Annotated in this window: 23 protein-coding genes; 9 read left to right on the forward strand and 14 right to left on the reverse strand. The window is 72.3% G+C overall.

The features are described 5' to 3' along the window. Entirely contained in the window at positions 1-1,347 is a 1,347-nt protein-coding gene (locus tag Actob_RS39730) for an ABC1 kinase family protein (protein ID WP_284917120.1), read from the forward strand. Between the two features lie 309 nt (positions 1,348-1,656). On the opposite strand, the gene Actob_RS39735 is transcribed toward Actob_RS39730, so the two are convergent. The 3 genes from Actob_RS39735 to Actob_RS39745 all read right to left on the reverse strand — a co-directional run bounded on the left by Actob_RS39735 (position 1,657) and on the right by Actob_RS39745 (position 4,740). Then, a complete protein-coding gene (locus tag Actob_RS39735; RefSeq protein ID WP_284917121.1) occupies positions 1,657-2,019 on the reverse strand; it encodes a WhiB family transcriptional regulator in 363 nt (120 codons plus the stop codon). Positions 2,020-2,165: 146 nt separating this feature from the next. Further along, positions 2,166-2,477: a hypothetical protein gene (locus Actob_RS39740; protein ID WP_284917122.1), complete on the reverse strand. Its 312-nt coding sequence runs from the start codon at positions 2,475-2,477 to the stop codon at positions 2,166-2,168. Positions 2,478-2,595: 118 nt separating this feature from the next. Beyond that, entirely contained in the window at positions 2,596-4,740 is a 2,145-nt protein-coding gene (locus Actob_RS39745) for an ATP-dependent DNA helicase UvrD2 (protein WP_284917123.1), read from the reverse strand. Between the two features lie 83 nt (positions 4,741-4,823). Between Actob_RS39745 and Actob_RS39750 the strand changes: the two genes are divergently transcribed. Then, positions 4,824-5,066: a mycoredoxin gene (locus Actob_RS39750; protein ID WP_189328562.1), complete on the forward strand. Its 243-nt coding sequence runs from the start codon at positions 4,824-4,826 to the stop codon at positions 5,064-5,066. Between the two features lie 57 nt (positions 5,067-5,123). Here Actob_RS39750 and Actob_RS39755 read toward each other — a convergent pair whose 3' ends face one another. The 4 genes from Actob_RS39755 to Actob_RS39770 form a co-directional block, all read right to left on the reverse strand. Continuing rightward, positions 5,124-6,005 (reverse strand): phytanoyl-CoA dioxygenase family protein, encoded by an 882-nt coding sequence (locus tag Actob_RS39755; RefSeq protein WP_284917124.1) that lies wholly within the window; start codon positions 6,003-6,005, stop codon positions 5,124-5,126. Between the two features lie 85 nt (positions 6,006-6,090). Further along, the gene (nudC, locus tag Actob_RS39760; RefSeq protein WP_407653744.1) at positions 6,091-7,056 is read right to left on the reverse strand and encodes an NAD(+) diphosphatase; all 966 of its coding nucleotides are present in this window, start codon (positions 7,054-7,056) and stop codon (positions 6,091-6,093) included. Between the two features lie 29 nt (positions 7,057-7,085). Continuing rightward, positions 7,086-8,405 carry a M16 family metallopeptidase gene (locus Actob_RS39765; protein WP_284917126.1) on the reverse strand — a complete coding sequence of 440 codons (1,320 nt, stop codon included), beginning with the start codon at positions 8,403-8,405 and terminating at the stop codon, positions 7,086-7,088. Then, positions 8,402-9,709, reverse strand: a complete 1,308-nt coding sequence (locus Actob_RS39770; protein WP_284917127.1) for a M16 family metallopeptidase — start codon at positions 9,707-9,709, stop codon at positions 8,402-8,404. The genes Actob_RS39765 and Actob_RS39770 overlap by 4 nt, the downstream gene beginning before the upstream one ends. Positions 9,710-9,875: 166 nt before the next feature. Between Actob_RS39770 and Actob_RS39775 the strand changes: the two genes are divergently transcribed. The 4 genes from Actob_RS39775 to Actob_RS39790 are packed head-to-tail and all read left to right on the forward strand — an operon-like array spanning position 9,876 to position 13,102. Further along, the gene (locus tag Actob_RS39775) at positions 9,876-10,289 is read left to right on the forward strand and encodes an RrF2 family transcriptional regulator (protein ID WP_284917128.1); all 414 of its coding nucleotides are present in this window, start codon (positions 9,876-9,878) and stop codon (positions 10,287-10,289) included. 11 nt (positions 10,290-10,300) lie between these two features. Beyond that, entirely contained in the window at positions 10,301-11,380 is a 1,080-nt protein-coding gene (locus Actob_RS39780; RefSeq protein WP_284917129.1) for an ABC transporter substrate-binding protein, read from the forward strand. 26 nt (positions 11,381-11,406) lie between these two features. Further along, on the forward strand, positions 11,407-12,183 hold the full coding sequence (locus tag Actob_RS39785; protein ID WP_284917130.1) for an ABC transporter ATP-binding protein: 777 nt from the start codon (positions 11,407-11,409) through the stop codon (positions 12,181-12,183). Beyond that, the gene (locus tag Actob_RS39790; protein WP_284917131.1) at positions 12,173-13,102 is read left to right on the forward strand and encodes an ABC transporter permease; all 930 of its coding nucleotides are present in this window, start codon (positions 12,173-12,175) and stop codon (positions 13,100-13,102) included. Before Actob_RS39785 ends, Actob_RS39790 begins: the two co-directional genes overlap by 11 nt. Before the next feature lie 70 nt (positions 13,103-13,172). Here Actob_RS39790 and Actob_RS39795 read toward each other — a convergent pair whose 3' ends face one another. Continuing rightward, positions 13,173-14,066, reverse strand: coding sequence for a hypothetical protein (locus tag Actob_RS39795; RefSeq protein WP_284917132.1), 894 nt, complete (start codon positions 14,064-14,066; stop codon positions 13,173-13,175). A gap of 101 nt (positions 14,067-14,167) precedes the next feature. Here Actob_RS39795 and Actob_RS39800 point away from each other — a divergent pair, with 101 nt between their 5' ends. Then, a complete protein-coding gene (locus Actob_RS39800) occupies positions 14,168-14,881 on the forward strand; it encodes a lysophospholipid acyltransferase family protein (RefSeq protein WP_284917133.1) in 714 nt (237 codons plus the stop codon). A 712-nt stretch (positions 14,882-15,593) separates the two neighbouring features. Here Actob_RS39800 and cspE read toward each other — a convergent pair. Continuing rightward, positions 15,594-15,797 (reverse strand): transcription antiterminator/RNA stability regulator CspE, encoded by a 204-nt coding sequence (gene cspE, locus Actob_RS39805; RefSeq protein WP_014447450.1) that lies wholly within the window; start codon positions 15,795-15,797, stop codon positions 15,594-15,596. 233 nt (positions 15,798-16,030) lie between these two features. Between cspE and Actob_RS39810 the strand changes: the two genes are divergently transcribed. Beyond that, positions 16,031-16,441 (forward strand): pilus assembly protein CpaE, encoded by a 411-nt coding sequence (locus Actob_RS39810; protein ID WP_284917134.1) that lies wholly within the window; start codon positions 16,031-16,033, stop codon positions 16,439-16,441. 23 nt (positions 16,442-16,464) lie between these two features. Here Actob_RS39810 and Actob_RS39815 read toward each other — a convergent pair whose 3' ends face one another. The 4 genes from Actob_RS39815 to Actob_RS39830 form a co-directional block, all read right to left on the reverse strand. Then, positions 16,465-20,019 (reverse strand): ATP-dependent helicase, encoded by a 3,555-nt coding sequence (locus Actob_RS39815; RefSeq protein ID WP_284917135.1) that lies wholly within the window; start codon positions 20,017-20,019, stop codon positions 16,465-16,467. Beyond that, positions 20,016-23,726 carry an ATP-dependent helicase gene (locus Actob_RS39820; protein ID WP_284917136.1) on the reverse strand — a complete coding sequence of 1,237 codons (3,711 nt, stop codon included), beginning with the start codon at positions 23,724-23,726 and terminating at the stop codon, positions 20,016-20,018. Before Actob_RS39820 ends, Actob_RS39815 begins: the two co-directional genes overlap by 4 nt. Before the next feature lie 161 nt (positions 23,727-23,887). Then, the gene (locus tag Actob_RS39825) at positions 23,888-24,436 is read right to left on the reverse strand and encodes an LOG family protein (RefSeq protein ID WP_284917137.1); all 549 of its coding nucleotides are present in this window, start codon (positions 24,434-24,436) and stop codon (positions 23,888-23,890) included. Beyond that, positions 24,436-25,206 carry an LOG family protein gene (locus tag Actob_RS39830; RefSeq protein ID WP_284917138.1) on the reverse strand — a complete coding sequence of 257 codons (771 nt, stop codon included), beginning with the start codon at positions 25,204-25,206 and terminating at the stop codon, positions 24,436-24,438. Before Actob_RS39830 ends, Actob_RS39825 begins: the two co-directional genes overlap by 1 nt. A gap of 197 nt (positions 25,207-25,403) precedes the next feature. On the opposite strand from Actob_RS39830, the gene Actob_RS39835 reads away from it, so the two are divergent. Further along, a complete protein-coding gene (locus Actob_RS39835) occupies positions 25,404-25,610 on the forward strand; it encodes a hypothetical protein (RefSeq protein WP_284917139.1) in 207 nt (68 codons plus the stop codon). Between the two features lie 10 nt (positions 25,611-25,620). Here Actob_RS39835 and dapE read toward each other — a convergent pair whose 3' ends face one another. Further along, positions 25,621-26,691 (reverse strand): succinyl-diaminopimelate desuccinylase, encoded by a 1,071-nt coding sequence (dapE, locus tag Actob_RS39840; RefSeq protein ID WP_284917140.1) that lies wholly within the window; start codon positions 26,689-26,691, stop codon positions 25,621-25,623. Positions 26,692-26,700: the final 9 nt, after the last annotated feature.

The raw sequence follows: 26,700 nt of genomic DNA on the forward strand, positions 1-26,700 counted from the left end.
GTGACGGACATACCGCGCCGCGCGGCCTCTCGGACGGCCAAGCTGGCCGCACTGCCCCTCGGCTTCGCCGGCCGCACCGCGCTGGGCCTCGGCAAGCGAGCCGTCGGGATCGCCGCCGACGTCATCTCCGCGGACATCCAGCAGCGCACCGCCGAGCAGCTGTTCAGCGTGCTGGGGCAGCTCAAGGGCGGGGCGATGAAGTTCGGCCAGGCGCTGTCGGTCTTCGAGGCCGCGCTGCCCGAGGAGATGGCCGGGCCGTACCGGCAGGCGCTGACCAAGCTCCAGGAGGCCGCGCCGCCGATGCCGGTGGCCAGCGTGCACAAGGCGCTGGCCGAGCAGCTCGGGCCGGACTGGCGGGACAGCTTCGCCGAGTTCGACGACAGCCCGGCCGCCGCGGCCAGCATCGGCCAGGTGCACCGCGCCGTCTGGAAACTGCCCCCGGCCCGGAAGAACGGGAAGCCGAAACTGCTGCCCGTCGCGGTCAAGGTGCAATATCCGGGTGCCGGCGAGGCGCTGGTCGCCGACCTCAAGCAGCTCTCCCGGCTGGCCGGCATGTTCAAGATCATCCAGCCCGGGATCGACGTCAAGCCGCTGCTCGCCGAGCTGCACGAGCGGGTCGTCGAGGAGCTGGACTACGAGATGGAGGCGGCCACCCAGCGGGCGTTCGCCGAGGCGTACGCCGACGACGAGGACATCTTCGTGCCGCGGGTGGTGGCGTCCGCGCCGCGGGTCCTGGTCACCGAGTGGGTCGAGGGCACCCCGCTGGCCAGCGTGATCGCCGGCGGCAGCGTGGCCGAGCGGGACGAGGCCGGTCGGCTGATGGCGCTCCTGCACTTCTCCGCGCCCGCCATGGCCGGGCTGTTGCACGCCGACCCGCACCCGGGCAACTTCCGGATCCTGCCGGACGGCCGGCTCGGCGTGATCGACTTCGGGGCGGTGGCCCGGCTGCCCGAGGGCCACCCCGAGCCGATCGGGCGCCTGGTCCGGCTCGCGCTGGAGGGCGACGCCCAGGCGGTCGCCGACGGGCTGCGCGACGAGGGCTTCATCAAGCGGGACGAGCAGATCGACGCGGAGGCGGTGCTGGCCTTCCTGCGCCCGATGATCGAGCCGGTGGCCGTCGAGCGGTTCCGTTTCACCCGCAGCTGGCTGCGCGGCGAGGCGGCCCGGCTGGGCAATCCACGGTCGCCCGCCTACCAGCTCGGGCGCAAGCTCAACCTGCCGCCGTCCTACCTGCTGATCCACCGGGTGACGCTGGGATCGATCGGCGTGCTCTGCCAGCTGGAGGCGGAGGCGGCCTACCGGGAGATCCTGGAGGAGTGGCTGCCCGGCTTCGCGCCGGTCGACTGAGCACCCCGCGGCGGAAATGACGGAAGCCCGGCCGCAACGGCGGCCGGGCTTCGTCATTCCCTGGGTAGCGGGTCTACATCGGGGGATCAGTAACCGCCGACGCCGAGTTCACGGGCGGCCTGCTTGCGGCTTTCCATGGCAATGCGGCGGGCGGATCGGTAAGCCTCAGGTGCGTTGTCACTCTGAGGCCGACGCATTCGAGCCCTCGACAACGCTTCGTGGATGAGTCTCACTTTGCTTGCTCCATTCGGGCGCACGGTTACGGTGCTCGGTTTGCGGATCTCGGCGGGGAGGGTCAGGTCGGTCATCTCAGGCCGCCAGCCGAACGCTGTTGCGGGTGTCGAGACCATTGGCGGCGAGCCGCTCCTCGACCTCGACAGCGAGCTCGGCGTCGCGAGCGACGTCGACCTTGCGGGGACGGCCACGGGGCCGCTTGCGCGGAACCACGGCGCCGCGCTCGAAGATCTCGCCGCCCCAGACACCCCAGGGCTCGCTCCGCTCCACCGCGCCGGCGAGGCACTCGACGCGCAGCGGGCAGTCCCCGCAGAGCGACTTGGCCAGCTCCAGCTGGGCCGGGGAGTCGGAGAACCACAGGTCCGGGTCGAACTTCCGACAGGGCAGGTTCGCCTCGATCTCGACGGTGATGTCGATCGGGGCCAGCGCCAGACTCATAAAGCCCGGTCACCTCTCTCTTCTCATCGATCTTCTGGATCGCGTTCCGGGGTGGTGCACCGGCTTGGTGAGCCGGCAAAAAAATTAAGGCCGCGGATCCCGGTTACGGGTTCCGCGGCCTCGAGGTGAGCCGGAGGTCTGGTCTGTCAGACCGGCCTTCCTCGAGGCGGGGCGCCGTCACCATCCGTGTAACGCTTGCTGGAGATGCCGTTGCCCGTGAACCCAGTGGTGCCATTGGTGCCAGTGCTGCCCTTGACGCCGCCGACGAGCACCTGCTCGACAACCCACGCGCCCAGCTCGGCCTGGGACGGGATGACGACCTGGTGCGCCTGCGGAGCCAGAACCCGCTCAGCGGCCAGCAGCGCCGACGGAGCGGCGATGACGGGCAGCGAAGCGGACGGAGCGCAGGCAGACGGCAGCATCGACGGACGACGCATCAGCATGTCGTTGAGCCTCATCGGTGCCACCTCCTCCGTAAAACTGCGCTCGCATGTGAATCCCGCCCGGGATGATCCCCGGCGAGGTGTGTTCTGAGGCTATGCCTGCCCTACAGGGGAGGGCAAACGAATTAACGCACTAGTTTTCAAAGTTTTTTCGGCCAAGGTCATCGGGGCTCGCGCCGCCCACCAAGGCGAAGACGGCGTCGCCGTACTGGCCCAGCTTTCGCGGACCAATGCCGGCGATCGCCAGCAGCTGGGCCGGATCGGTCGGGCGGCGTTCCGCGACGGCCACCAGGGTGGCGTCGGTGAACACGACGTACGCAGGGACTTTCAGCTCCGCGGCGGTGCTCGCCCGCCAGGTCTGAAGCCGCTCGAACAGGTCCTCGTCCATGTCCGACGGACAGGTCGGGCAGCGGCCCAGTTTGCGGTCCGCGCCGGCCAGCAGCGTCGCACCGCAGACCCGGCAGGAGGAGATCTTCGGCGGGCGGCGGTCGGGTTTCTGACTTCGCTCGGCCACAGTGGTTTTCGAGAAGCTCGCGCCGGAACGCTCCAGCTGCGGCAGGAAACGGCACGGCCGGCGAGCCCGGCCGCCCGGCGCCCGGGACTGGCCGAGGGAGAGCCAGAGCAGCTGGCGGGCCCGGGTCACCCCGACGTAGAGCAGGCGGCGCTCCTCCTCCAGCTGGTCGGGGGTTTTCGCGTACGTGGTGGGCAGCGTCCCGTCCGCCAGCCCGACCAGGAAGACGGCGTCCCACTCCAGTCCCTTGGCGGCATGCAGGGACGCCAGGGTGACGCCGGCCACGGTCGGCGCGTGCTGCTGCTCGGCCCGACGGGCCAGCTCGTCGTTGAAGGCGGCGAGGGAGATCTCGCGCTGCACCCGGCCGGCCTCGCCGATCGGCAGGATCTCCGGCTCGGCGGCGTACTCCTCGGCGAGGGTGACCAGAGCCGCCAGCGCCTCCCACTGCTCGCGGGCGGCACCGCCGGGCGGTGGCTGCGAGCGGTTCCAGCCGGTCGCCGACAGCCCCTCCACGACCGCTTGGACCAGCGGGGTCTCGCCTGGGATGGAGCGCACGGCGGCGCGCAGCGCGACCATCGCCTGGCGGATCTCGGGGCGCTCGAAGAAGCGTTCGGCACCGCGGACGACGTAGGGGACCTCGGCCTCGGCCAGGGCCTTCTCGTACGACTCGGACTGCGCGTTGGTCCGGAACAGCACAGCGATCTCGTTGGCCGGGGTGCCCGCCGCGATCAGCTCCCGGCAGCGCCGGGCCACCGCGTTCGCCTCCCCCGGTTCGTCCGGGAAGATCTTGAGGGCCGGCTCCGGGCCGGGCGGCCGCTGACCCTGCAGCTCCAGCCGCAGTTTCGCCTCGGTGCCGCGGGCCTGCCGGATCACCGCGTTGGCCAGGCCGACCACCTGCGGGGTGGAGCGGTAGTCGCGGACCAGGCGGACCACCACGGCGCTCCGCCAGCGGCGCGGGAAGTCGATCAGGTACGACGAGGTGGCGCCGGTGAACGAGTAGATCGTCTGGCTGGCGTCACCGACCACGGTGAGGTCGTCCCGGCCGCCCAGCCAGGCCTCCAGCAGGCGCTGCTGGAGCGGGTTGACGTCCTGGTACTCGTCGACCACGAAGTGCCGGTACTGCGCCCGGATCTGGTCGGCGACGTCCTGGTGCTCCTCGATGCCCCAGACCGCGGCGCGCAGCAGGTCCTCGAAGTCGATCACGCCCTGCCGCCGTTTGAGCGACTCGTAGGCGGCGAACACCTCGGCCACCCGGGCCGGCTCGAACGGGGGCTCGCGGAGCGCCTTGGCGGCGGCGACGGCGTACTCGGACGGCTCGACCAGCGACGACTTGGCCCATTCGATCTCGCTCGCCAGGTCGCGGGCGATCGCCCGGTCGGCGCGCACCCCGGCACGCGCGGCGGCCAGGCCGACCACCCGGATCTTGCTCTCCATCAGCTCCGGCATGGCCCGGCCCTCGAGCAGGCGGGGGGCGAAGTAGCGCACCTGGCGCAGCGCGGCGGCGTGGAACGTCCGGGCCTGCACCGCGCCGGCACCCAGCCCGGTGAGCCGGGCGCGCATCTCGGCGGCGGCCCGGGCGGTGAAGGTGACAGCGAGCACGTGCCGTGGGTTGATCTCGCCGGACAGGGTCCGGTGCGCGATCCGGTGGGTGATCGCCCGGGTCTTGCCGGTACCGGCGCCGGCCAGGATGCAGACCGGACCGGCCGGGGCCGTCACCGCCGTACGCTGGTCCGGGTCGAGCCCGGCCAGCACCGATTCAGTCCGCACGGTAGGGAATCATGACACCCTCGCGCGGCGTTGTGCTTTTCAGCCGCACCGCCGTGTGACCTGGATCGAAGGAGCCCTGACCGATGCTGACCATGTACTCGACGTCCTGGTGTGGGTATTGCCACCGGCTGAAGAGCCAGCTCGACCGCGAGGGCATCGCCTATGACGTCGTGGACATCGAGCAGGACGAGGCCTCGGCCGCGTTCGTGCGCAGCGTGAACGGTGGCAACCAGACCGTTCCCACGCTCAAGTTCGATGACGGCTCGGCGTTGACCAACCCGTCGATCGTCCAGGTGAAGCAGCACCTGGCAGCGATCTCCGCCTGAGTCCCGACAACGAGGAAGGGCCGTCCATCCGGACGGCCCTTCCTCGTTGTCAGCGGATCACGGGATCAGCGCGGGGATGCTGGAGTCGAGCAGGCCCCGCTCCTTGAGCGCGCCGTAGAGCGGCGTGGTCTCCGGGTAGTGACCCCACTGGTGGTCACCGTCACCGTTGCCGAACCCGCCGAGCAGCTGCTTCTGCACCTCGGTCAGGGTCGCCCACTCGGGCTTGTTCGGCAGGTCGGCGACCTCGTCGCGGATGGCGATCCACCGCGGGGTGTAGCCGAAGAACGCGCCGACACGGGTGATGTCGGAGTAGTTGTCCGACCGGGCGTGCCAGATGCGGCGGTCGAAGACGACCAGGTCACCCGGGTTCGCGGTGATCTGGACGGCACCCTCGGGCTGCGGCCACGGAACGCCACGGCTCGGCGGGCCGGGCAGCCAGTTGGTCTTGTGGCTGCCGGGCAGCACGGTGAAGTTGCCCCGGCCGGTCTCGCTGACGTCGGAGAACCAGTACGCCAGCTTCACCGACAGCATCGGGCGCGGGTCGGTCTCGATCTCCCGGTTCTGCCGGCCGCCGTCCTGGTGCCAGTGCCACCACTGCTTCTGCTGCTCGTGCAGCTGCGGGTGCACATCAATGTGCGAGTGATACACGTGGACGTTCCACCCGAGCAGCGACCAGATGTACTTGAAAGCCTTGGGGTGGTCGAGCAGGAAGGCCAGCTCCGGCACGTAGTTCACCGGGGAGAGCTGGTGCAGGGCGCCGGTCGCGCTCAGCTTGCCCTCGGCCTTGGCCTTCTCGTAGTACCCCAGGATCGCGGCCCGGCCGGCCTCGATCTCGCTCTCACTCAGCACCGACGGCACGATGATGTAACCATCGCGGTCGAACGCCTCCCGCTCCTCCGCGGACATCGGCGTCCACGCCGGCGCTTCCACCTGGGTCATCGGATCCCCTCTCGTCTTTATAAGCATGACGTACCGGGACGGTATCCAGGTTGCCTGCTAAACGAGAAATTCTCTGATCAGCCGGTTAAACGTGATCTTGAACACTGCCGCCGCGGAGCCACATCTCGATCAGATAGAACGCGATCGACGAGCTCATCGGCACGCTCATCGGGACGCCGGTCTCCGGGTGCACGAAGCCGCCGGCGATCATCTTGGCGATCTCCTCCCGGGAGAACCAGCGCGCCTCGTCGATCTCCTCCGGATCCAGCCGCAACGGCTGCTCCGGATCGGCGGTGGCCAGGAAACCCAGCATCAGCGAGCCCGGGTAGGGCCAGGGCTGGCTGGCCGCGTAGCGCAGCGAGGTGAGCCGCAGGCCGACCTCCTCGGCGACCTCGCGGGCCACCGCCGCCTCGGCGGACTCGCCGGGCTCGACGAAACCGGCCAGGCAGGAGAAGCGGGTCAACCCGTCCGGGCCGCGTCCCCAGGCCGCGTTGTGACCGAGCAGACAGCGACCGGCCGGACCGGCCACGCCGTCGTGCACCACCACGATCATCGCCGGGTCGGTCCGCGGCCACATCAGCGCGCCGTCCGGATCGGCTCTGGCCCAGCCGGCCTCGACCACGACCGTCGGCTTGCCGGAGCGCGGCGAGAACCGGTGGCTGGCGTGCCAGTTGGCGAGCGCGGCGGCGGCCGTGAAGAGCCCGGCGTCCCGGTCGTCGAGCAGGTGGCCGATCTCGCGCAGGGTCACCGGCCGGGACCCCTCGGCGGCCGGCAGCGCGGTGTCCATGGTCCAGAGCGGGGTGCCGTCGGTGTCCACCCCGAGGAACCAGCGCTCCGCGTCCGGCGCGTCGGCCGACGGCACCAGGACCAGCGTGGCACCGCCGTCGTCCCGGTCGGTGACCAGCGCGCGGCCGCCCGCGGCCAGGTCGACGAGCACCACCTGACCGCGTGGCCAGGCCTCGGCCAGCCAGGCCTCGTCCTTGCGCCGGTGCGCGGCGCGGTCCAGGGTGGTCCGCGCCAGCGGCGGGGTGCCGGGTTGCTCGCCGCCCAGGTCGGGCTGCTCCGGCTGCTCGGTGCTGGTCACTGCGCGCTGCGCTCCACCACGGTCAGGGCGGCCAGCTGGCCCTCGATCTTCTCGGCGTCGCCGAGCACCACGATCACCGCGCGGGACGGGGCCAGGTGCCTGGCCGCCACCTCGGCGACCTGCTCGCGGGTGGCGGCGGCCAGCGCGGCCGAGTGCTCGCGCAGGTGCTCGAGGCGCAGCCCGAACCCGGCGTAGACGCTGGCCACCCCGGCCAGGCCGGCCTGGGTGGACATGCCCAGCCGGAGGGTGCCCAGGGCGTAGCGCCGGGCCTGCTCCAGCTCCTCCTCGCCGGGCGGGAGGCTGGCGATGCGGCCCAGTTCGTAGCTGGTCTCGAGCAGCGACGGGCCGGTCACCTCGGTGGCCACGTCGGCCGCGGCGAGCAGGGCGGAACCGGCCACGAAGTGCTCGACCACCGAGTGGGAGCCGTAGGTGTAGCCCTTGTCCTCCCGGATGTTCTCCACCCAGCGGGACGAGAAGTAACCGCCGAAGACCAGGTTGGCCAGGGTGAGGGCGGCGTAGTCCGGATCGGTGCGGGTCAGCGCGGGCAGCGCGATCCGCAGCGAGGACTGCACCGAGCCGGGCCGGTCGACCAGCAGCAGCGGGCCGGGCTGGAGCGCCGGGGTGGGCGGGATGTCGCCGTCGCGCGCCTCGCCGGTCCAGCCGCCGAGGGTCTTCTCCGCCACGTCGATGGCCTGCTCCGGGTCGATGTCGCCGACCAGGACCAGGACGGCGCCGCCCGGGCGGACCCGGTCGGCGTGCAGCTCGCGCAGGGCCTCCGGCTCGACGGCGCGGACGTCCTCCGGCGCCGGGGTCTGCACCGCGTACGGATGGGTCAGGTACATCCGCTTGAGCAGGGCCACCCGGGCCAGGTGGGCGGGCTGGCTGAGGGCGACCTGGATGTTGTCGACCAGGCGCTCCCGCTCGGTGACCACCTCCTCGCCCGGGTACGCCGCCCCGGTCAGCACCCCGGCCAGGATCTCCAGCGTCCGGGGCAGGCCGTCGACCAGCGCGTTGCCGCTGATCTGCAGCCGGTCCGGGTCGGTCCCGGCGGCCAGGCCACCGCCGACCGCCTGCAGCTCGGCGGCGATGTCCAGCATCGTCATCGTGGCGGTGCCGGTGAACAGCGACTGGGAGAGCAGGGTCGCCGCGGCCAGCGGGGCCCGGCCGAACGGGATGCGCAGCCGCACCTCGACCAGCGGCACCGACTCGCGGCGGATGGCGATCACCGTCAACCCGTTCGGCAGCTTGCGCTCGGCCTGGCGGGGCAGGGTCAACTCGGCGTCCGGAACCAGGTCCGGCAGGGTCTTGGTGGTCACGCTCCGGCTCCCGGCTTCACTTCGACGGTGGCGCGGCGCTCCGGCCGCAGGGTGGCCGCGGCGGCGACGATCTGCTCCGCGGTGACCTCACTGATCAGTTTGGGCAGTTCGTTGAGCAGCTCGGGGCGGCCGCGCTGCAACTCCAGCACGGCCATCGGCAGCGCCCGGCCGAGCACCTCGTCGGTGCCCTGCAGCAGGCGGGCGCCCATCCGCGCCTGGGTGCGCTCCAGCTCGCCCGGCTGGAGGCCGTCGGCGGCCAGCCGGTCCAGCTCCTCGTCGATGGTGCTGAGCACCTTGCCGGCGTCCCCGCCGGGCGGCATGTGCGCCTGGAGCAGCAGGGCGGTCGGGTTGCGCACCTGGTACTCGTCGCCCATGAAGCCGAGGTAGCCGCCGACGTTGGTGACCGAGCGGTCGCGCTGGACCAGCCGCTCGACCAGGCGGGACGCGTCACCGTCGGTGAGCACCTCGGCGAGCACCGAGAACGGCAGGTAGGCGTCGAAGGCCCCGATCGGGTCGGGCACCCGGTAACCGGCGGCGACGGCGGGGAGCGGGGCGATCCGGTCGACGTAGGACTCGCGGCGCTCGCCGTCCAGGTCCGGCTCGGCGAAGTCGGGCAGCACCGGGGCCGGGCGGGCCGGCACGTCGCCGAAGTGCCGCTCGATCATCGCGGTCGCCTCGGCCACGTCGAAGTCGCCGGCGACCGAGAGCACCGCGTTGCCACAGGCGTAGTAGCGGTCGAAGAAGCCCTGCGCGTCGGCGACCGTGGCGCTCTCCAGGTCCTCGAACGAGCCGTAGCCGTCGTGCGCGTTGGGGAACGTCCGGAACATCACCGGGGGCAGCTTCAACCAGGGGAAGCCGCCGTACGGCCGGTTCAGCACGTTGACCCGGATCTCCTCCTTGACCACGTCGACCTGGTTGCGCAGGTTCTCCTCGGTCAGGCGGGGGCCGCGCATCCGGTCGGCCTCGAGGAACAGGGCCCGCTCCAGCGCACCGGCCGGGAGCACCTCGAAGTAGTCGGTGTAGTCCAGGTGGGTGGAGCCGTTGAAGCTGCCACCGGCACCCTGCACATGCCGGAAATGAGCCAGTTTCTCCAGATTTTCCGAGCCCTGGAACATCAGGTGCTCGAAGAGGTGGGCGAAGCCGGTCCGGCCCTCCGGCTCACTGCGGATGCCCACGTCGTAGACGACGGCGACACCGACGACCGGAGCGCTGCGGTCCGGCGAGAGGACCACCCGCAGACCGTTGGCGAGGGTGAACCGTTCGACCGGATATTTCGTCGCGGGGATCTGGATTCTGGACGCCACCAGGTGACATTAGCGCGCTGCGTGACCGCCCGCGCCACTACGTGTGGCGGTCCGGCCGGGTCCCGTCATCCGGTAGCCCACTTGACTCATCAAACCCATCTGATCCAGTATTCCCATCCAACAGATAGATTTAACGAAGTTTGATCCGCCGGGAGGAGGCTCCGCCGTGTACGTCTCGGCACGCACCGACTACGCCGTCCGCGCCATGCTCGCCGTCACCGCGGCGCATCCACGTCTGGTCAAGGCCGCCGGGCTGGCGGCCGCGCAGGACATCCCGCTGAGCTTCCTGCAGGGCATCCTGCTCGACCTGCGCCGCGCCGGCCTGCTGCACAGCCACCGCGGCGTGGACGGCGGGTACGCCCTGGCCCGCGCCGCCGAGGAGATCACCGTGGGCGACGTGGTCCGCGCCGTCGGCGGCGCGCTCACCACGGTCCGCGGCCTCCCCACCGCCACCGCCACCTATCACGGCGCGGCGACCGCACTGCACGACGTCTGGATCGCCGTCGAAGCCGCCATCGAGGGTGTGGTCGACCACCGGACCCTTGCCGAACTCTCCACCATCGCCACAAAGCAGAACTAGGAGTCCCGAGCATGCGTTCCCGCACCCTTCGTGCGCTCGCCCTTGGCACCGCCGCCCTCGCGGCCACGACCGCGCTGACCGCCTGCGGATCATCCGACGACGACAAGAAGTCCGACACCGCGGCCGGCGCCGCGGCCGAGGCGAAGACCCTCAAGCTGGGCTATTTCCCGAACATCACCCACGCGCCGGCCCTGGTCGGCGTCAACAAGGGCCTGTTCGCCGACGCCCTGACCGGCACCGAGCTGAAGACGCAGACCTTCAACGCCGGACCGGCCGCGATCGAGGCGCTGCTCTCCGGCGCGATCGACGCCACCTACATCGGCCCGAACCCGGCGATCAACGGCTGGGCCAAGTCCGACGGCCAGGCCCTGAAGATCATCGCGGGCAGCACCTCCGGCGGCGCCGGCCTGGTGGTCAAGGAGGGCATCAACAGCCCGGCCGACCTCAAGGGCAAGAAGATCGCCACCCCGCAGCTGGGCAACACCCAGGACGTCGCGCTGCGCGCCTGGCTCAAGGAGAACGGCCTCAACGCCGACACCAACGGCGGCGGCGACGTCTCGATCCTGCCGCAGGACAACGCCACCGCGGTGCAGGCCTTCGCCCAGGGCTCGATCGACGGCGCCTGGGTGCCGGAGCCGAACCTGAGCAAGATGCGGCTGGAGTCCAAGGGCAAGCTGCTGGTCGACGAGAAGACCCTGTGGCCGAACCAGGACTTCGTCACCACCCACCTGATCGTCAGCCAGAAGTTCCTCAAGGAGTACCCGGGCACGGTCAAGAAGCTGCTGCAGGGGCACATCGCGGCGGTCAAGTACATCAACGACGACAAGGCCGGCGCGCAGAAGGCGGCGAACGACCAGATCAAGGCGCTGACCAGCAAGCCGCTCAAGGACGAGATCCTGGCCGCCGCGTTCGGGAATCTCAAGTTCACCAACGACCCGATCGCCGGCTCGCTGTTCACCAGCGCCAAGCACGCGGAGGAGGTCGGCCTGCTCAAGCCGGTCGACCTGAAGGGCATCTACGACCTCGGCCCGCTGAACGAGCTGCTCACGGCGAACGGGCAGCCCGCGGTCAGCGACGCCGCGGCATCCTGACGGACCGACGGGAGGGCGAGTAGAGCATGAGCATCCTCGAGACCACCGGCGTCGCCACCGACGCGGTGGTGCGCATCGAGAACGTCTCCAAGACGTACGGGTCGGGGAGCAACGCTCTGCTCGCCCTCGACCGGGTCTCCCTGGACGTCCGGCGCGGCGAGTTCGTCTGCCTGCTGGGCGCCTCCGGCTGCGGCAAGAGCACGCTGCTCTCGCTGGTGGCCGGCCTCGACAGGATCAGCGGCGGCACCCTGGACACCGGCGGCCACCAGGTCGCGCTGATGTTCCAGGAGGCCGCCCTCTTCCCCTGGCTCTCGGTCTCCGGCAACGTCGAGCTGCCGCTGCGGCTGCAGGGCGTCGGCAAGGCGGAGCGCCGCCGGCGGGCCGGCGAGCTGCTGGAGATCGTCCGGCTGGGCGGCTTCGGCGAGAAGCGCCCGCACGAGCTCTCCGGCGGCATGCGGCAGCGCGTCGCGCTGGCCCGGGCACTCGCCCAGGACGCCGACGTGCTGCTGATGGACGAGCCGTTCGGCGCGCTCGACGCGATGACCCGGGACATCCTGCACGACGAGCTGGAGCGGATCTGGCGCGAGCAGGAGCTGACCGTGCTCTTCGTGACCCACAACGTGCGCGAGGCGGTCCGGCTGGGCGACCGGGTGATCCTGCTGAGCAGCCGGCCGGGCCGGGTGATCGAGGACTTCCCGATCAAGCACCCGCGCCCCCGGCGCATCGACTCCCCCGAGGTCTCCGGCCAGGCCGCCGAGATCACCGACCGGCTCCGCGCGGAGGTCGCCCGTCATGCCCACTGATCACCACGCGCCGAGCGCCCCGGTCGGGCTCGGCGACGACGGCATCGGCCCGGCCCCCCAGAAGATCAAGGTGCTGTCCTCCGCCGAGGTCAGCGGCCTGGACGCGCTGGAGCTCGGCCCGAAGCGGGAGAAGGGCCGGCTCGGCCTGCGGATCTGGCGCAGCGCCTGGCCGAAATTGCTGGCCATCGCGATCGTGCTGCTGGCCTGGGAGCTCGCCTACCTGAGCGAGTGGAAGCCGGCCTACGTCTTCCCCTCCCCCGGCAAGGTCTTCCCGCAGCTCTGGGACCTGGTCACCACCGCGGACTTCTGGGACGGCGTCCGGCTGACCATGACCCGGGCGATCACCGGCTTCGCCCTGGCGGTGACCATCGGCACGGTGATCGGTGCCGCGGTGTCCCGGTTCGCGCCGCTGCGCGCCGCGATCGGCTCGCTGATCACCGGCCTGCAGACGATGCCGTCGATCATGTGGTTCCCGCTCGCCATCCTGCTGTTCCAGCTGGGCGAGAAGGCGATCATGTTTGTGGTCATCATCGGTGCCGCGCCGTCCGTGGCGAACGGCCTGATCAGCGGCATCGACTACGTGCCACGAACCTGGCTGCGGGTCGGCCAGGTGATGGGGATGACGGGCCTGGACCGCTACCGGCACCTGATCCTGCCGGCCTCGCTGCCCAGCTTCGTCTCCGGGCTCAAGCAGGGCTGGGCGTTCTCCTGGCGCAGCCTGATGGCGGGTGAGCTGCTGGTCATCGTGCCCGGCACGGTCTCCATCGGCGTCCGGATGCAGAACGCCCGCGATCTGACCGACACCCCGCTGGTGATCTGCTACATCCTCGTGGTGCTGGTCATCGGCATCGTGATCGACCAGCTCTTCAACGTCGCCGACAACGCGCTGCGCAGGCGCTGGGGCCTGACCGGAAGCTGACGGGTCCGCTCCGGCTTGCGAGAGACGATTTCCGGTACGCCCACCGCGTACCGGAAATCGTCTCGATGCCTCAGAGCGGGCGCACCGACTCGAGCACTTCCTCGACCACGTAGTCGAACTGCTTGTGGGTGCCGGGGATCGAGACGTAGAGCACCGCGGCGGTGGTCTTGCCGACGTCGATGACGGCCACCCCGGAGTACTCCTCGGTGGCGGTCAGCCCGGCCGCCTTGAAGTGCAGCCGGAACTCGCTCACGTAGGCGGGACGCCCGCCCAGCGTGGTCAGCTCGTCGCGGATCGGGTCCAGCGTGTTCGGCTGAGGGTAGTACTCGGCGCGGACGTCGGCCGCCACCTGCCGGCCCACGCAGCGCAGGTCGAGGGTGACCGCGTCGTTGTCGGCGGCCGGGACCGCGGCGGACAGGATCGAGGCGTGGTACTGCCCGCCGCTGTAGGTCTCGGTCACGAAGTGCTGGCCGACCTTGTAGGGCACCTCCAGGGTGCCGGCCTTCCACACCTGGTCCCAGGTGGTCCAGGGAGCGCCATATCGCTGGTAGGAGATGCCGGCGTCCTGGTCGACGGTGCGCGCGCCGGTGACCGGTGGCAGCGCGGCGGGCGGCCTGGTGGTCTGCTCGCCCGGCGACGAGGTGGGCGCGGGGCAGGCCTGGGCCAGCGGCGGGCGGACATCGGTGGGCGCCGACGCCCGGTCGCGGAACGGGTTGCCGGTCCCGCTGAAGGTCAGCACCAGGAGCACGATCAGGCCACCGGCCAGGATCAGGCCGGCCACCCCACCGAAGATCAACAGCTGTCGCCGGCGCTGCTCGGGACCGGTCCGCGCGGGCGCCACCGGCGGGTCGGGCGCCGGTGGCGGCGGCACCAGCGACGGCACGCCGGAAGCGGTCACCGTGCCCGACGACCACGTCCCGCCCGGCCGGGACCAGACGGGCGGCTGCGGCTGCGGCTCGGACATGCCCACCAGTGAACACCACGTCACCGACAAGCGCCGAAACGCACCTGTGGAAAGTGTCCCCGACCCAGTCGTTTCCCAGCAATGTCCGCTACCGTGCTGCCATGGAACTGGTGTATCCCCCGGTCGTCGCCTTGGCCAAGACGATGTTCCGCGTGCTCGACCTCAAGATCGAGGTGACGGGCGGCGAGAACATCCCGACCACCGGCGGGGCGGTCCTGGCCAGCAACCATTCGAGTTACCTGGACTTCATCTTCTGCGGTCTGGGCGCCCAGCCCGCCAAGCGGCTGGTCCGCTTCATGGCGAAGAAATCGGTCTTCGACCACAAGGTCAGTGGCCCGCTGATGCGCGGCATGCGGCACATCCCGGTCGACCGCAAGGCCGGCACCGGCGCGTTCCGCGAGGCCACCACCGCGCTCGAGCGCGGCGAGGTGGTCGGCGTGTTCCCGGAGGCGACGATCAGCGAGTCGTTCACCGTCAAGGAGCTGAAGACCGGCGCCGCGCGGATGGCGCTGGAGGCCGGCGTCCCGCTGATCCCGATGGCGGTCTGGGGCCCGCACCGGCTGTGGACCAAGGGCCGGAAGAAGGAGCTGACCAAGCGCCACGTGCCGGTCCTCATCAAGATCGGCGAGGCGATCACGATGCCCGAGGGCGCGACCCCCGAGGCGGTCACGGCGGCCCTCAAACAGCGCCTGTCCGCGCTGCTCGACGCGGTCCAGCGGGCGTACCCGGAGAAGCCGGCCAACGACGACGACCGCTGGTGGCTCCCGGCGCACCTGGGCGGCACCGCCCCGCTGCCCCGCCCCGCCGCCGTCTGACCGAAAGAGATCGCTGAGGGCTCCGGGCGCGCCCGGGGCCCTCGCTTTTCTCCGAGACCGCTCCCCTACAGCCGGCCCCTCACGGCCGCGCCGCTCGCCCGGCCCGCACCACCGTCACCGCCGCCGCTCACACGGGTGGGCACCACCCTCACGGCCGCGCCGCTCACACAGGCCGGCACCACCCTCACGGCCGCGCCGCTCACACAGGCCGGCACCACCCTCACGGCCGCGCCGCTCACACAGGCCGGCACCACCCTCACGGCCGCGCCGCTCACACGGGCCCGCACCACCCTCACGGCCCGCCCCATCTCACGGCCGGGCGATTCTCACGGTCGCGGGTGGAGACGTTCGACGGTTTTCGGTACGTCGTGACGAGCGCTCTGACTGATCACCGCGCCGGGCGCGGTTGATCTTGGGGTTGGCGGGTCGTCACCACACGCGGACGCCGCCCCGGAGGGTCTCGCGTTCTGGACGCGCAGCGGCCAGCGAGGCCCGCAGGGGTCCCTGGCGGGAGCGACGATCAGTGATCAGCGCGGATCCGAGTCAGCAATCCCTTGATCTTGAACTTGCTCTTGAACTTGCTCTCGAAGTCGTTCTCGAAGTCGCTCTCGAAGTCGCTCTCGGAACGGCAAAGTGCCGCACCCAGGGGGTACGGCACTTTGTCACGCGCTTTCGGCAGCCGCCGGGCGGCGACTGCCGAGGAGGGCGCGAATCAGACGGAGCGGATGTTCGCGGCCTGCGGGCCCTTCTGGCCCTGGGTGACCTCGAACTCAACCCGCTGGTTCTCCTCCAGGCTGCGGTAGCCCGACATCTGGATCGCGGAGAAGTGGGCGAAGACGTCGGCGCCGCCGTCGTCGGGGGTGATGAACCCGAAGCCCTTGTCCGCGTTGAACCACTTCACAACGCCGGTAACCATGATCGTCTCCTCGACGGTCGATCGTTCTCGCCCATTATGGACGGGAACGAGGTAATAAGACCCGCATTCTGCGGGACTCGTGTCGCCGTACTGATCGCCCGTACCGGAGAAACCCGGGTTACGACAAAGAGCGCCTGGGGCAGACTTCCCCACAGGCGCTCCTGAGTACTTGGGAACCAAACTGACAACGCTGGTTAGCCTACCACGGGTACGGAGGTCAAAAAGTGCTCGGCATGCACATGGCGCGGCTGCTCAAGGCTGCCGGGCTGATCTGGAAGCCCCGCCCCGGCGACCGGTTCGCGATCCCCGATCGGGACCTCGACGACGAGTTGTTCGTGCTCAGCAACATGACGATCCAGGTGCACGACCGGCCGGAGGGACGGATCATCGGCTTCAACGGCACTACCGAGTGGGCCCTCGACGACGTGGAGATCGACGAGACCGTGTGGCTGCCCCGGGAGGACCAGTTGCGGGAGTTGCTCGGCGGGACGTTCCGGTCGCTCGAGCGGGAAGCGGCGGGTCATCGGGTACGCGTGGACCTGCTCGGCGTGGCGCTCAGCTTCGCGGCGGACTCGGCGGAGGAGGCCTACGCGGCGGCGTTGCTGCACCTGCTCAACGCCGCGGGGGCCCGGGACGGCGGATGAGCAGCACCTGACGGGCCGACGGGTCAGAGGGCTTCCTCGGGGATCTCGGTGATCAGGGCGGTCAGCGACGCCACGTCCATCAGGTCGGTGGGGCGGACGGTGACCTGCTCACGGACATAGTGGAAACCGGCCCGGACCCGGGTGACCGGGACGCCGGCCAGGCTGGCCCAGGCGATCCGGTACGCGGAGAGCTGAACGGCGGCGGCCTCGGCGGCGGCGCCGGTGGGGCGGCGGCCGGTCTTCCAGTCGATCACATCGAAGCGGCCACCGGGGTCGGCGAAGACCGCGTCCATCCGGCCGCGGATCACCACACCGGCGACCGTGGTGGCGAACGGTACCTCGACGTCGATCGGGGTCCGGCCGGCCCACTCGCCGGTGAGGAACGCCTCCTGCAGCTCGGCCAGTTCCTCGTCGCCGGCCGCCTGGTCGTCGGCGGCGCCAGGCAGTTCGTCGATGTCGATCAGGCGGGCCGCGCCGAACCGCTGCTCCAGCCAGACATGGAAGGCGGTGCCGCGGCGGGCGTGCGGTGCCGGGCGCTGCGGAAGCGGGCGGCGCAGTGAGCGGGCCAGGGCCTGCGGATCGCGCCGCAGGACCACCAGCTGGGAGACCGAGAGGTGCGGGGGCAGGGCGACCTCGATCGGGCCGTCGTGGCGGGTGCGTTCGGCGCGCTCGGCCAGCAGGAGCTGGGCCTCGCGGCGCCAGCGGGCGATGTCCGGGTCGACGGCGGCGGTGACCCGGTCCGCGGCGGTCGCGGCGGCCAGCAGGGTGTCCCGGTCGAACCCGGCGGGGGCGGCGGGCTCGGGGGCGGCGTCCTGGGCGGGGACGGGCTCGGCAGGAGCCGGGGGTTCGGCGTCGGCGGGGGCTGGCGGAGCATCCGTGGGCGCCGAGGGCTCCGGGCGTACCGGAATCGGGCGATCCGGGGAAGAGGCGGCCGGGCGGGAACCGGGGGCGGCGAGGCCCGCCAGGTCGGCCGCCAGGCCGGCGCGGGCCGCGACCTCGGGATGGGCCGTCGCGAGGTCGGCGAAGGCCTCGGCCGCCGAGGCGTCCGGGTTGGCGATCATGCGGCGGATCAGGTCGGCGGCCGCGGCCATCGGCGGGCGGCGCACGCCGAGCGGGTCGGCCGGCCACTCGGCGGTGGCGACCAGTTCCTCGCTCGGGTTGGTCTCGCCGGGGGCCGGCTCGGGCGCCCAGGTCGTCACCACGCCGGCGCCCGCCTCACAGGTGGCGCGGACCTCGTCGAGGAAGACCGACGGGCCGCGCGGACGTTTCACGCCGTCGCCCCACCAGTAGCCGGAGCAGAGCAGCAGGCGGCGCGGGCGGGTCATCGCGACGTAGGCCAGGCGGCGCTCCTCGCGCTCGTCGTGCTCGCGCCAGGCACGGGCGAACTCGCCGAGCGCGCGGTTCACGTCCTTCTGCTCGACAGCGTCGCCGAGATTCAGCTCGGGCAGCCCGGCCGCGTCGCCACGCAGCGGGAACGGCAGCACGCCGATGCCGCCGAGATAGTGGTCGGACCCGCGGACCAGGCCCGGCCAGACGCCACGGCACAGGCCGGCCACCGAGACCACGTCCCACTCCAGGCCCTTCGCGGCGTGCGCGGTGAGGATCTGCACGGCGCCCTCGGCCACGTCGACCTGGCCCGGTTCCAGCCCGCGCTCCTCCTCCTCGGCGGCGGTCAGGAACGCCAGGAAACCGGCGAGAGTGCTGGTCTCGTTCTCGCTGGTGTAACGGGTGGCGGCCGCGCCGAGCGCGTCCAGGTGACCGCGGGCCAGGCCGGCGTCACCGGCCACCCAGCCGCGGACCGCGACCTCGACGTCCAGCCCGATGGTCCGCTCGATGTCCGCCAGCAGGTCGGGAAGTGGCTGGTCGAGGCGCTGCCGCAGGGCGCTCAGCTCCCGGCTGTAGGCGGCGAGCCGGGCGAATCCCGCCACCGAGAACTGGTGCGGGCTGCCCAGATCGGCCATCGCCTCGATCAGGGTGGCGTCGTCGAGCCGGTCGGCCATCACCTCGTCCGGCGAGTCGGCGGTCCGGGCCTGCTCGGCGGCACGGTCGGCGGCCAGCGCGCGGGCCCGGCGGTGCAACGCGACCAGGTCGCGCGGGCCGATCCGCCAGCGGGCGCCGGTGAGCAGCCGCAACAGGGAGGCGCCGTCGGTCGGGTCGGCGAGCACCCGCAGCGTGCACACCACGTCCCGGACCTCGGGGGTGTCGAGCAGGCCGCCCAGCCCGACCACCTCGACCGGCAGGCCGCGGGAGCGCAGCGCCTCCTCGATCACCGGGATCTGGCTGCGCACCCGGACCAGGACCGCGCTGGTCGGGCGCCGCTCCAGGGGGATCTCCTCGGGCAGTGCCTTCGGCATGCCGGCGACCAGGCGCCAGGCGGTGAGGATCGAGTCCGCGATCCACGAGGCCTCTTCGGCGTACGACCTGAGCAGCGCACAACTGACCGTCCGCCCGCCCACCGCCTCGGCGACCCGATCCGCGGGTCGCAGCGTCCCCACCCGGGCCCGCAGCGGGGCGGAGATCACGTTCGCCACCTCGAGGATCTCCGGGCGATTGCGCCAGCTGCGGGTCAGGCTCCGCACCCAGGCCGGGTGGCCCTCGGCGTCCGGGAACTCGTCGGGGAACCGGTCCAGGGTGCCGGCCGACGCGCCCCGCCAGCCGTAGATCGACTGGCACGGGTCACCCACCGCGGTCACCGGGTGCCCGCCACCGAACAGGTTGTTCAGCATCGTCACCTGGGCGTGGCTGGTGTCCTGGTACTCGTCCAGCAGGACCATCCGGAACCGGCCACGCTCGATCCGGCCGACCTCGGGGTGGTCCCGGGCGACCAGCGCGGCGCGTGCCATCTGGTCACCGAAGTCCATCGCCTCCAGGTCGAGTTTGCGCTGCTCGTAGAGGCGGACCAGGGGCAGCAGGGTGAGCCGGTGCTGCTGGCGGCGGAGCATCTCGGCGACGTCCGAGTACATCCGCCCCGGGAAGGACTGCACCTCGGCGAAGAACCGGCCGGTCCAGGCGGCCAGGTCGTCCGGGGACCTCAGGTGCTCGGCCAGCTCGGCGGAGAGCGCGAGGACGTCGTCGGTGACCGTGCCGGGCGCGCGGTTCAGCCCGGTCATCTCCCCGGTGTACGACCGGACCAGGGAGTCCACGATCTGCCAGCGGGCCGCCTCGGTGAGCAGCCGGGCGGACGGCTCGAACCCGCCGCGCAGGCCGTGCTCGGTGACCACCCGGGCCGCGTAGGAGTGGTAGGTGGCGATGGTGGCCTCACCGGCCAGCGCGTCGTCCCGGCCCAGGCGGCGGATCAGCTGGCCGAGCCGGGTGCGGACCCGGTGGGCCAGCTCGCCGGCCGCCTTGCGGGTGAAGGTCAGGCCGAGGATCTCGCCGGGGTGGGCGTACCCGTTCGCCACCAGCCAGACCACCCGGGACGCCATGGTCTCGGTCTTGCCGGAACCGGCGCCGGCGACCACGAGCAGCGGTTTCACCGGGTGGGCGATGATCGCGGCCTGCTCGTCGGTGGGCGGCGGCAGGCGCAGCAGGCGGGCCAGCTCGACCGGGGTGAAGCGGGGGCCGGCGTCTGCTCTCATCGTTGGTCCTTCGGTGGTTCCACTACCTGGCGGCCCTTGCCGGAGACCGGGCAGCTGGTGCGCACCGGGCAGACCCGGCAGCGGCTGTTCGCCACCGCGGAGAAGGTCGCGGCGGCCATCGTGTCGGCGGTGCGGCGAACCATCTGATAGGCCCACTGCGGGTCGGTGGCCTCGGTGATCGGCACCTGCATCTGCTCCCGGGCGTCCTTGCCCGGGCCGAGCTGGACCAGGGCGGCGCCGCCGCTGTCCGCGCCGAAGTCGCCGAACGCGCCCGCGTCGACAGCCGCCTGATAGCCGGCGAGCTGCGGGTTCTCCGCCACTTCGGCGGAGAGCGCGGTGGACTTGCCGGTCTTCAGGTCGATCACCACGAGCCGGCCGGCCTCGTCGATCTCCAGCCGGTCGACCCGGCCGGTGAGCTGGACCGGGCGGCGCTCGTCCTCCAGCCGGACGGTGAACTCGTGCTCGATCGCCAGCAGCCGGCGCGGGTTCGCCGCCAGCCAGCGCAGCAGTTTGTCCACCATGGCCTGGGCGCGCTCCTGCTCGGGCCCGGCCATCCAGCGGGCGGCCAGCTCGATCGAATCGAACCGGGCGGACACGTACTCGACGAGTTTCTCCCGGTCGGCGTGGGCGTCCTCGGCCAGCATGGCGGCGGCGTGCACCAGGTTGCCGATGCCCTGCGCGGGGCCGGCCGGTGCCGCGCCGCCGTGCCGCTCCAGCAGCCAGCGCAGGCTGCAGCGGAGGGCGCTCTCCATCGCCGACGGGGTGACCTTGACCGGCTCGCCCTCGTCGACCAGGGGCCGGTCGTCGGAGAGCGGCCGCAGCCCCCACCACTCGTCCGGATGCGCGCCGGGCACGCCGGCGGACGCGAGGCGGGCCAGCTCAGCGGCCGCGGCGCGCCGCCGGGCAGGCGTTTCCGCGGCGGAGACGACTACGGTACGCAACTCGGCGACGAGCGCGGCCAGGGTGAGGGCTCGGGGCGCCCGGCCAACGGTCAGCTCGTCGGCGTCGGCCTCGGCGTCGGGGGCGGGGTCGGCGTCGGGATCGGGGTCGGGGTCCGGATCGGGGTCGGGTTCGTGGTCGGGCTGCTCATCGATGTGTTCGGCGCCGGCGGGCGGCGCCTCGTCGGCAGGATCGGGAGTGCCGGCGGGGCCCGGATCGTCGGGCTCCGGGGGCTCGGGGGGCAGCGGGACGTCGTCCGGGCCGGGCGGCTCCGGCGGGAGCGGGCCGCCGGACTCCGGACCGTCGCCGCCCGGGCGCGGCGGCTGGGGACCGCGGGCGGCCAGCTCGGTGAGGAAGCGGCTGGGCTGCTCCTCGATCGCGGCGCCGCCCGCACTGGCGGAGGCGACAGCGGTGACCACCAGGCGGCGGCGGGCACGGGTGGTCGCCACGTAGAAGAGCCGGCGCTCCTCGTCGAGCAGGGCGGACGTCTCGGCGACGATCGCCTCCGAGCCGGTCGCGGGACGGCCGGCGACCGCGTCGACCAGGCGTTCCGATCCGAGCAGGCTGCCGCGCAGGCGCAGGTCCGGCCAGAGGCCCTCCTGCACGCCGGCCAGCACCACGACGTCCCACTCCAGGCCTTTCGCCGCGTGCGCGGTGAGCAGGCGGACCGCCTCGCCGCGGTCGGCGGTGGGCGCGATGGTGTCGGCCGGCAGGTCCTGGCCGAGCACGTGGTCGAGGAAGACGCGGACGCCGGCGCCGGGCAACCGATCGACGAACCGGGCGGCCGCGTCGAAGAGCACCACCATGGCGTCCAGGTCACGGTCGGCGGCCTCGGCCCGCCACTGCCGGGCCCGGGCGGCCTGCGCGGGGTCGGCGATCCGGAGGTTTCCGGTGCTCATCGCGTACCACCTGTCGGCCAGGCCACTGGCTCGCCAGACGGTCCAGAGCACCTCCTCGGCGGAGGTGCCGGGCTCGGCGGCGGCGGTGCGGGCCACGGTGAGCAGGCGGGCGATGGTCTGCGCCGGACGGGCCCAGCGACGCTCCACCAGGTCCAGGCCGGCCGGGTCGCGGACCGCGTCGACCAGCAACTCGCCGGAGGGCCGCCGGTCGCCGGCGGCCACCGCGAGGGCCCGCAACCCCTGGCGCAGCCGGCGCTCGGCGAGCGGGTCGGCTCCGCCCAGCGGCGAGTGCAGCAGCGCGACGGCGGCCTCCTCGTCGAGCAGGTCCGGATCCAGCGCGCAGCGCAGCAACAGCAGGAACGGGGCCACCGCGGGCTGCAGGTGCAGCGGCAGGTCCTCGGCGTGGATCACGGTCGGCACGCCGGCGGCGGCGAGGGCCCGCTGGACCGAGGGCTGCTGGAGCGTGGCGGAACGCATCAGCACCGCCATCCGGGACCAGGGCACGCCGTAGAGCAGGTGTGCCTCGCGCAGGGCGTGCGCGATGAAGGCGGTCTCGGCGGCCGGCGAGCGGAAGGTGCGCACCACGGCCTCGGCGACCGGCCCGGTCGGCGCGATCTCGTCCCCGGTGACCTCCGGAGCGGACGCGCGGGCCGGCCCACCCGACGTGGCGGCGGATCCCGGCGAGCCGACGGCCGGGGCCGGCGGCGACTCCGGAGAAACGCCTCCGGCCGGCGCGGACGACGGAGCCGCGGGAGGCTCGGCCGGCGGGGGCGGGGGGAACATCGGGCGGTGGGCGAACGGGCCGCGCATCCGGCGGGCCACGCCGGACGTCGCGGTGAGCAGGGGTGGGGCGGCGCGGTAGTTGGTGTGCAGGGTGACGGTCTCGGCGGGGGCGCCGGCCGGGGTGCGGAAACGGGCCGGGAAGCCGGCCACCACCTCGGGGTCGGCGCCGCGGAAGCCGAAGATGGACGAGTCCGGGTCGGCGAAGGCCACCAGTGACCTGCCGCCGCCGGCGACCTGGGCGAGCAGGTCGACCTGGGCCGGGTCGGTCTCGGCCAGCTCGTCGACGAACACGTGCGCCAGGCGGCGGCGCTCGGCGGCCAGCAGGCCGGGCTCGTCGGCGAGCAGCCCGGAGGCGGCCCGGACGAGCTCGGCCGGGTCGTAGGCCACCGAGCCACGGGTGGTGGCGTCGCGCAGGGAGAGCACCGCGACGTACTCATCCAGGAAGCGGGCGGCGGCGGCCCAGTCGTCGCGGCCCAGCCGGGCCGCGTAGCGCGCCAGCTCGATGGCGCCGACGCCGCGCTCGGCGGCGCGCTGCATCAGGTCACGCAGCTGCTGGGCGAAGGCGCGGGTGGGCAGGGCCGGCCGCAGGGACTCCGGCCAGCCGATGGTGTCGGCGGCCTCCGGATCCTCCACGACGGCGAGCAGCTCCCGGATGATCAGGTCCTGCTCGGGGCCGGTGAGCAGCCGTGGGGCGGGCTCACCACGCTCGGCCGCGGCCCGGCGGAGCAAACCGAACGCGTACGCATGGAAGGTCCGCACCAGCGGCTCGTGCACGATCCGGCCGGGGGTGCCGGCCACCCGCGCCTCGATCCGGTCGCGGAGCGCGGCGGCGCCGCGGCGGCCGAAGGTGAGCACCAGGATCCGCTCCGGGTCGACGCCCTCGGCGATCCGGGCGGCGACCGCCTCGACCAGCACCGTGGTCTTGCCGGTGCCGGGACCGCCGACCACCAGCAGCGGACCGGCGGTGTGCGCCACCACCCGGGCCTGCACCGGGTCGGCGCGCAACTCGGGCGCGGCCGGGCGGGGGCGCCGGACCAGGCGATAGGCCGGCCGGCGCACCGGGGACTGGGGGGCCGGCGTGCTCACGGCATCTATGAGAGCACGCCGGTATGACGTTTCCGCCAGGTCACCCGGCCGCTCCCGGCGCGGGAGTAACCGGCGTCACCCGGCGAGAGGCGCGACGGAAGCCGCGTCACCCGGCGAGAGGGCGCGAGGCAACCGGCGTCACCCCGCAAGGAGCGTGAAGCTCACCCGGCGAGGGCGGCCTCGATCGCGTCCAGCGCCTCCGGCACCGAGCGGGCCACCAGCACCGTCTCCATCGCGCCGGCCCGGACGAACTTGGTGCCGACCAGACCGTTCAGCCAGGTGAGCAGGCCGTCGTAGAAGCCGTCCGGATCGAGCACGACGATCGGCTTGCGGTGCACGCCGAGCGTCGACGTGGTCCACACCTCGAACAGCTCGTCCAGGGTGCCGAGGCCGCCGGGCAGGGTGAGGAAGGCGTCCGACCGCTCGATCATCAGGTTTTTCCGGGCGGCCATGTCGGTGGTGACGACCAGCTCGTCCGAGGCGGTGTCGGCGACCTCCCAGTCGACCAGGCACTGCGGGATGATCCCGAGGGTGTGCGCCCGGCCGGCCCGGGCGCCCTCGGCCAGCGTGCCCATCATGCCGACCCGGCCACCGCCGGAGACCAGCGTGTGCCCGCGCTCGCCGAGCGCCCGCCCGGTCGCCGCGGCCAGGTCGAGCCAGCGCTGCTCCAGCGTGTCGGAGGAGCCGCAGAACACGCAGATCGCGGCCATCAGCCGGCCGCCACCTGCGCCGTGCCGGCCTCGGTGATGATCCGGACCGCCTCGGCGACGTCGTCGGTGACCTGGATCAGTTCGAGATCCGCCTCGCTGATCTTGCCGTCGTCGAGCATCCGGCGCTTGATCCAGTCGAGCAGGCCGCTCCAGTAGTCGACGCCCATCAGGATCACCGGGAACCGGGTCACCTTCCGCGTCTGCACCAGGGTGATCGCCTCGAACAGCTCGTCCAGCGTGCCGAAGCCGCCGGGCAGCACCACGAACGCCTGCGCGTACTTGACGAACATGGTCTTGCGGACGAAGAAGTACCGGAAGTCGATGCCGATGTCGACCCAGTCGTTGAGGCCCTGCTCGAACGGGAGCTCGATGCCGAGCCCGACGGACATCCCGCCGGCCTCGGTGGCGCCCCGGTTCGCCGCCTCCATCACGCCCGGCCCGCCGCCGGTGATCACCGCGTAGCCCGCCTCGGCGAGCGCGGCACCCAGGCCGGCCGCCAGCTCGCACTCCGGGCTGTCCGGCGCGCTGCGGGCCGAGCCGAAGACGCTGACCGCGGGCGGCAGGTCGGCCAGGGTGTCGAAGCCCTCGACGAACTCGGAGAGTATCCGCAGCGCGCGCCAGGCGTCCTTGGTCTTCCACTCACCGCGATGGTGGGAATCCAGAAGTTTCTCGTCAGCGGTGCTGGGCGGCACTGCTTCTCGACGCAGCGTGACCGCACCTCGATGACGTTGTGGCGTGGCCGATGGTCGCCCGTTGGTGCTCTCCGTCATGCGTCCAAGGTAGTGCGGACGGTCAGTACGAGGTGAATAACCGGCTGCGTTTCGGCAAGAGGATTGCGACTCGGAGACCTTTTTGCCAGATTGAAGCAACGGACGGTAGCTCTGGTGCGTCTATCCGGTTACCGAACCGCGTCCACACGGCAGGCACGGCACCCGCGTCGGGGTGTCCCGGTGAAAGGGCGGCCACCGTGACGAATCGCTACGAGCGTCTCAAGATGCACCGTCGCATGCAGCGGCGGATCCAGCTGGTGGTGGAGGAGCGCCGCGTCGCGTTCGCCGCCCGCCATGACGAACCCGCCGCCGACCTGGAGACGACGATGGAGATCCCGCCGCCGGAACTGCCACTGGTGCTCCCGCAACGAGCCGTCGGCCGGGTGGCCCTGCCGCAGACCTGAGACCGGGGAGTCACCCCGCCAGCCAGCGGTGCAGGGTGGCGGCGCCGTCCCGGATCTGCCCGATCTCCACGTGCTCGTCCGGCGCGTGCGCCAGCGCCGGATCGCCCGGGCCGTAATTCAGTGCCGGGATGCCCAGCGCCGCGAACCGGGACACGTCGGTCCAGCCCAGCTTGGCGGCCGGGGCCACGCCGACAGCGGTGAGGAACTCGCGGGCGGCCGGCGCGGACAGCCCGGGCAGGGCGCCCGGCGCCGAGTCGGTGACCTCCAGGTCGAAGCCGTCCAACACCTCGCGCAGGTGGGCGAGGGCCTGCTGCTCCGACCGGTCCGGGGCGAAGCGCAGGTTGACCTCGACAGCGCACTCGTCCGGGACGACGTTGCCGGCCACGCCACCGGAGATCCGTACGGCGTTCAGCCCCTCCCGGTACGTGCACCCGTCGATGGTCACCGTCCGCGGGTGGTAGTCCTCCAGCCGGCGCAGCACCTCGCCCGCGGCGTGGATCGCGTTCACCCCGCGCCAGGCCCGGGCGGTGTGCGCGCGGCGCCCGTGAGTACGCACCAGCGCCCGCATGGTCCCCTGGCAGCCCGCCTCGACCACCCCGTACGTCGGTTCGAGCAGCACCGCGAAGTCGGCGCGCAGCCACTCCGGGTGGGAGCCGGCGACCAGGTTCAGCCCGTTGTACTCGGACTCGATCTCCTCGGCCTCGTAGAACAGGTAGGTCACGTCGTACGCCGGGTCGGGCAGGGTGGCCGCCAGGTGCAGGGCGACGGCGACCCCGGACTTCATGTCCGACGTCCCGCAGCCGTAGATCAGGTCGTCGACGACAGTGGACGGCCAGTTGTCGTTGATCGGCACCGTGTCCAGGTGGCCGGCCAGCACGACGCGCTGGTCCCGGCCCAGCTCGGTGCGTGCCATCACCGTGTTGCCCACGCGCTCGACGGTCAGGTGACCGGTCCGGCGGAGGACGTCCGCCACGCAGTCGGCGATCACCTTCTCGTCGCGGGACACGGACCGGATGTCGACCAGCGCACGGGTCAGCTCGACCGGGTCGACAAGCACGTCCGGGGTCAGCGGGTTGGCCATGAGCGCACC

The organism is Actinoplanes oblitus (assembly GCF_030252345.1).
In the GTDB taxonomy this organism is placed as follows: domain Bacteria; phylum Actinomycetota; class Actinomycetes; order Mycobacteriales; family Micromonosporaceae; genus Actinoplanes; species Actinoplanes oblitus.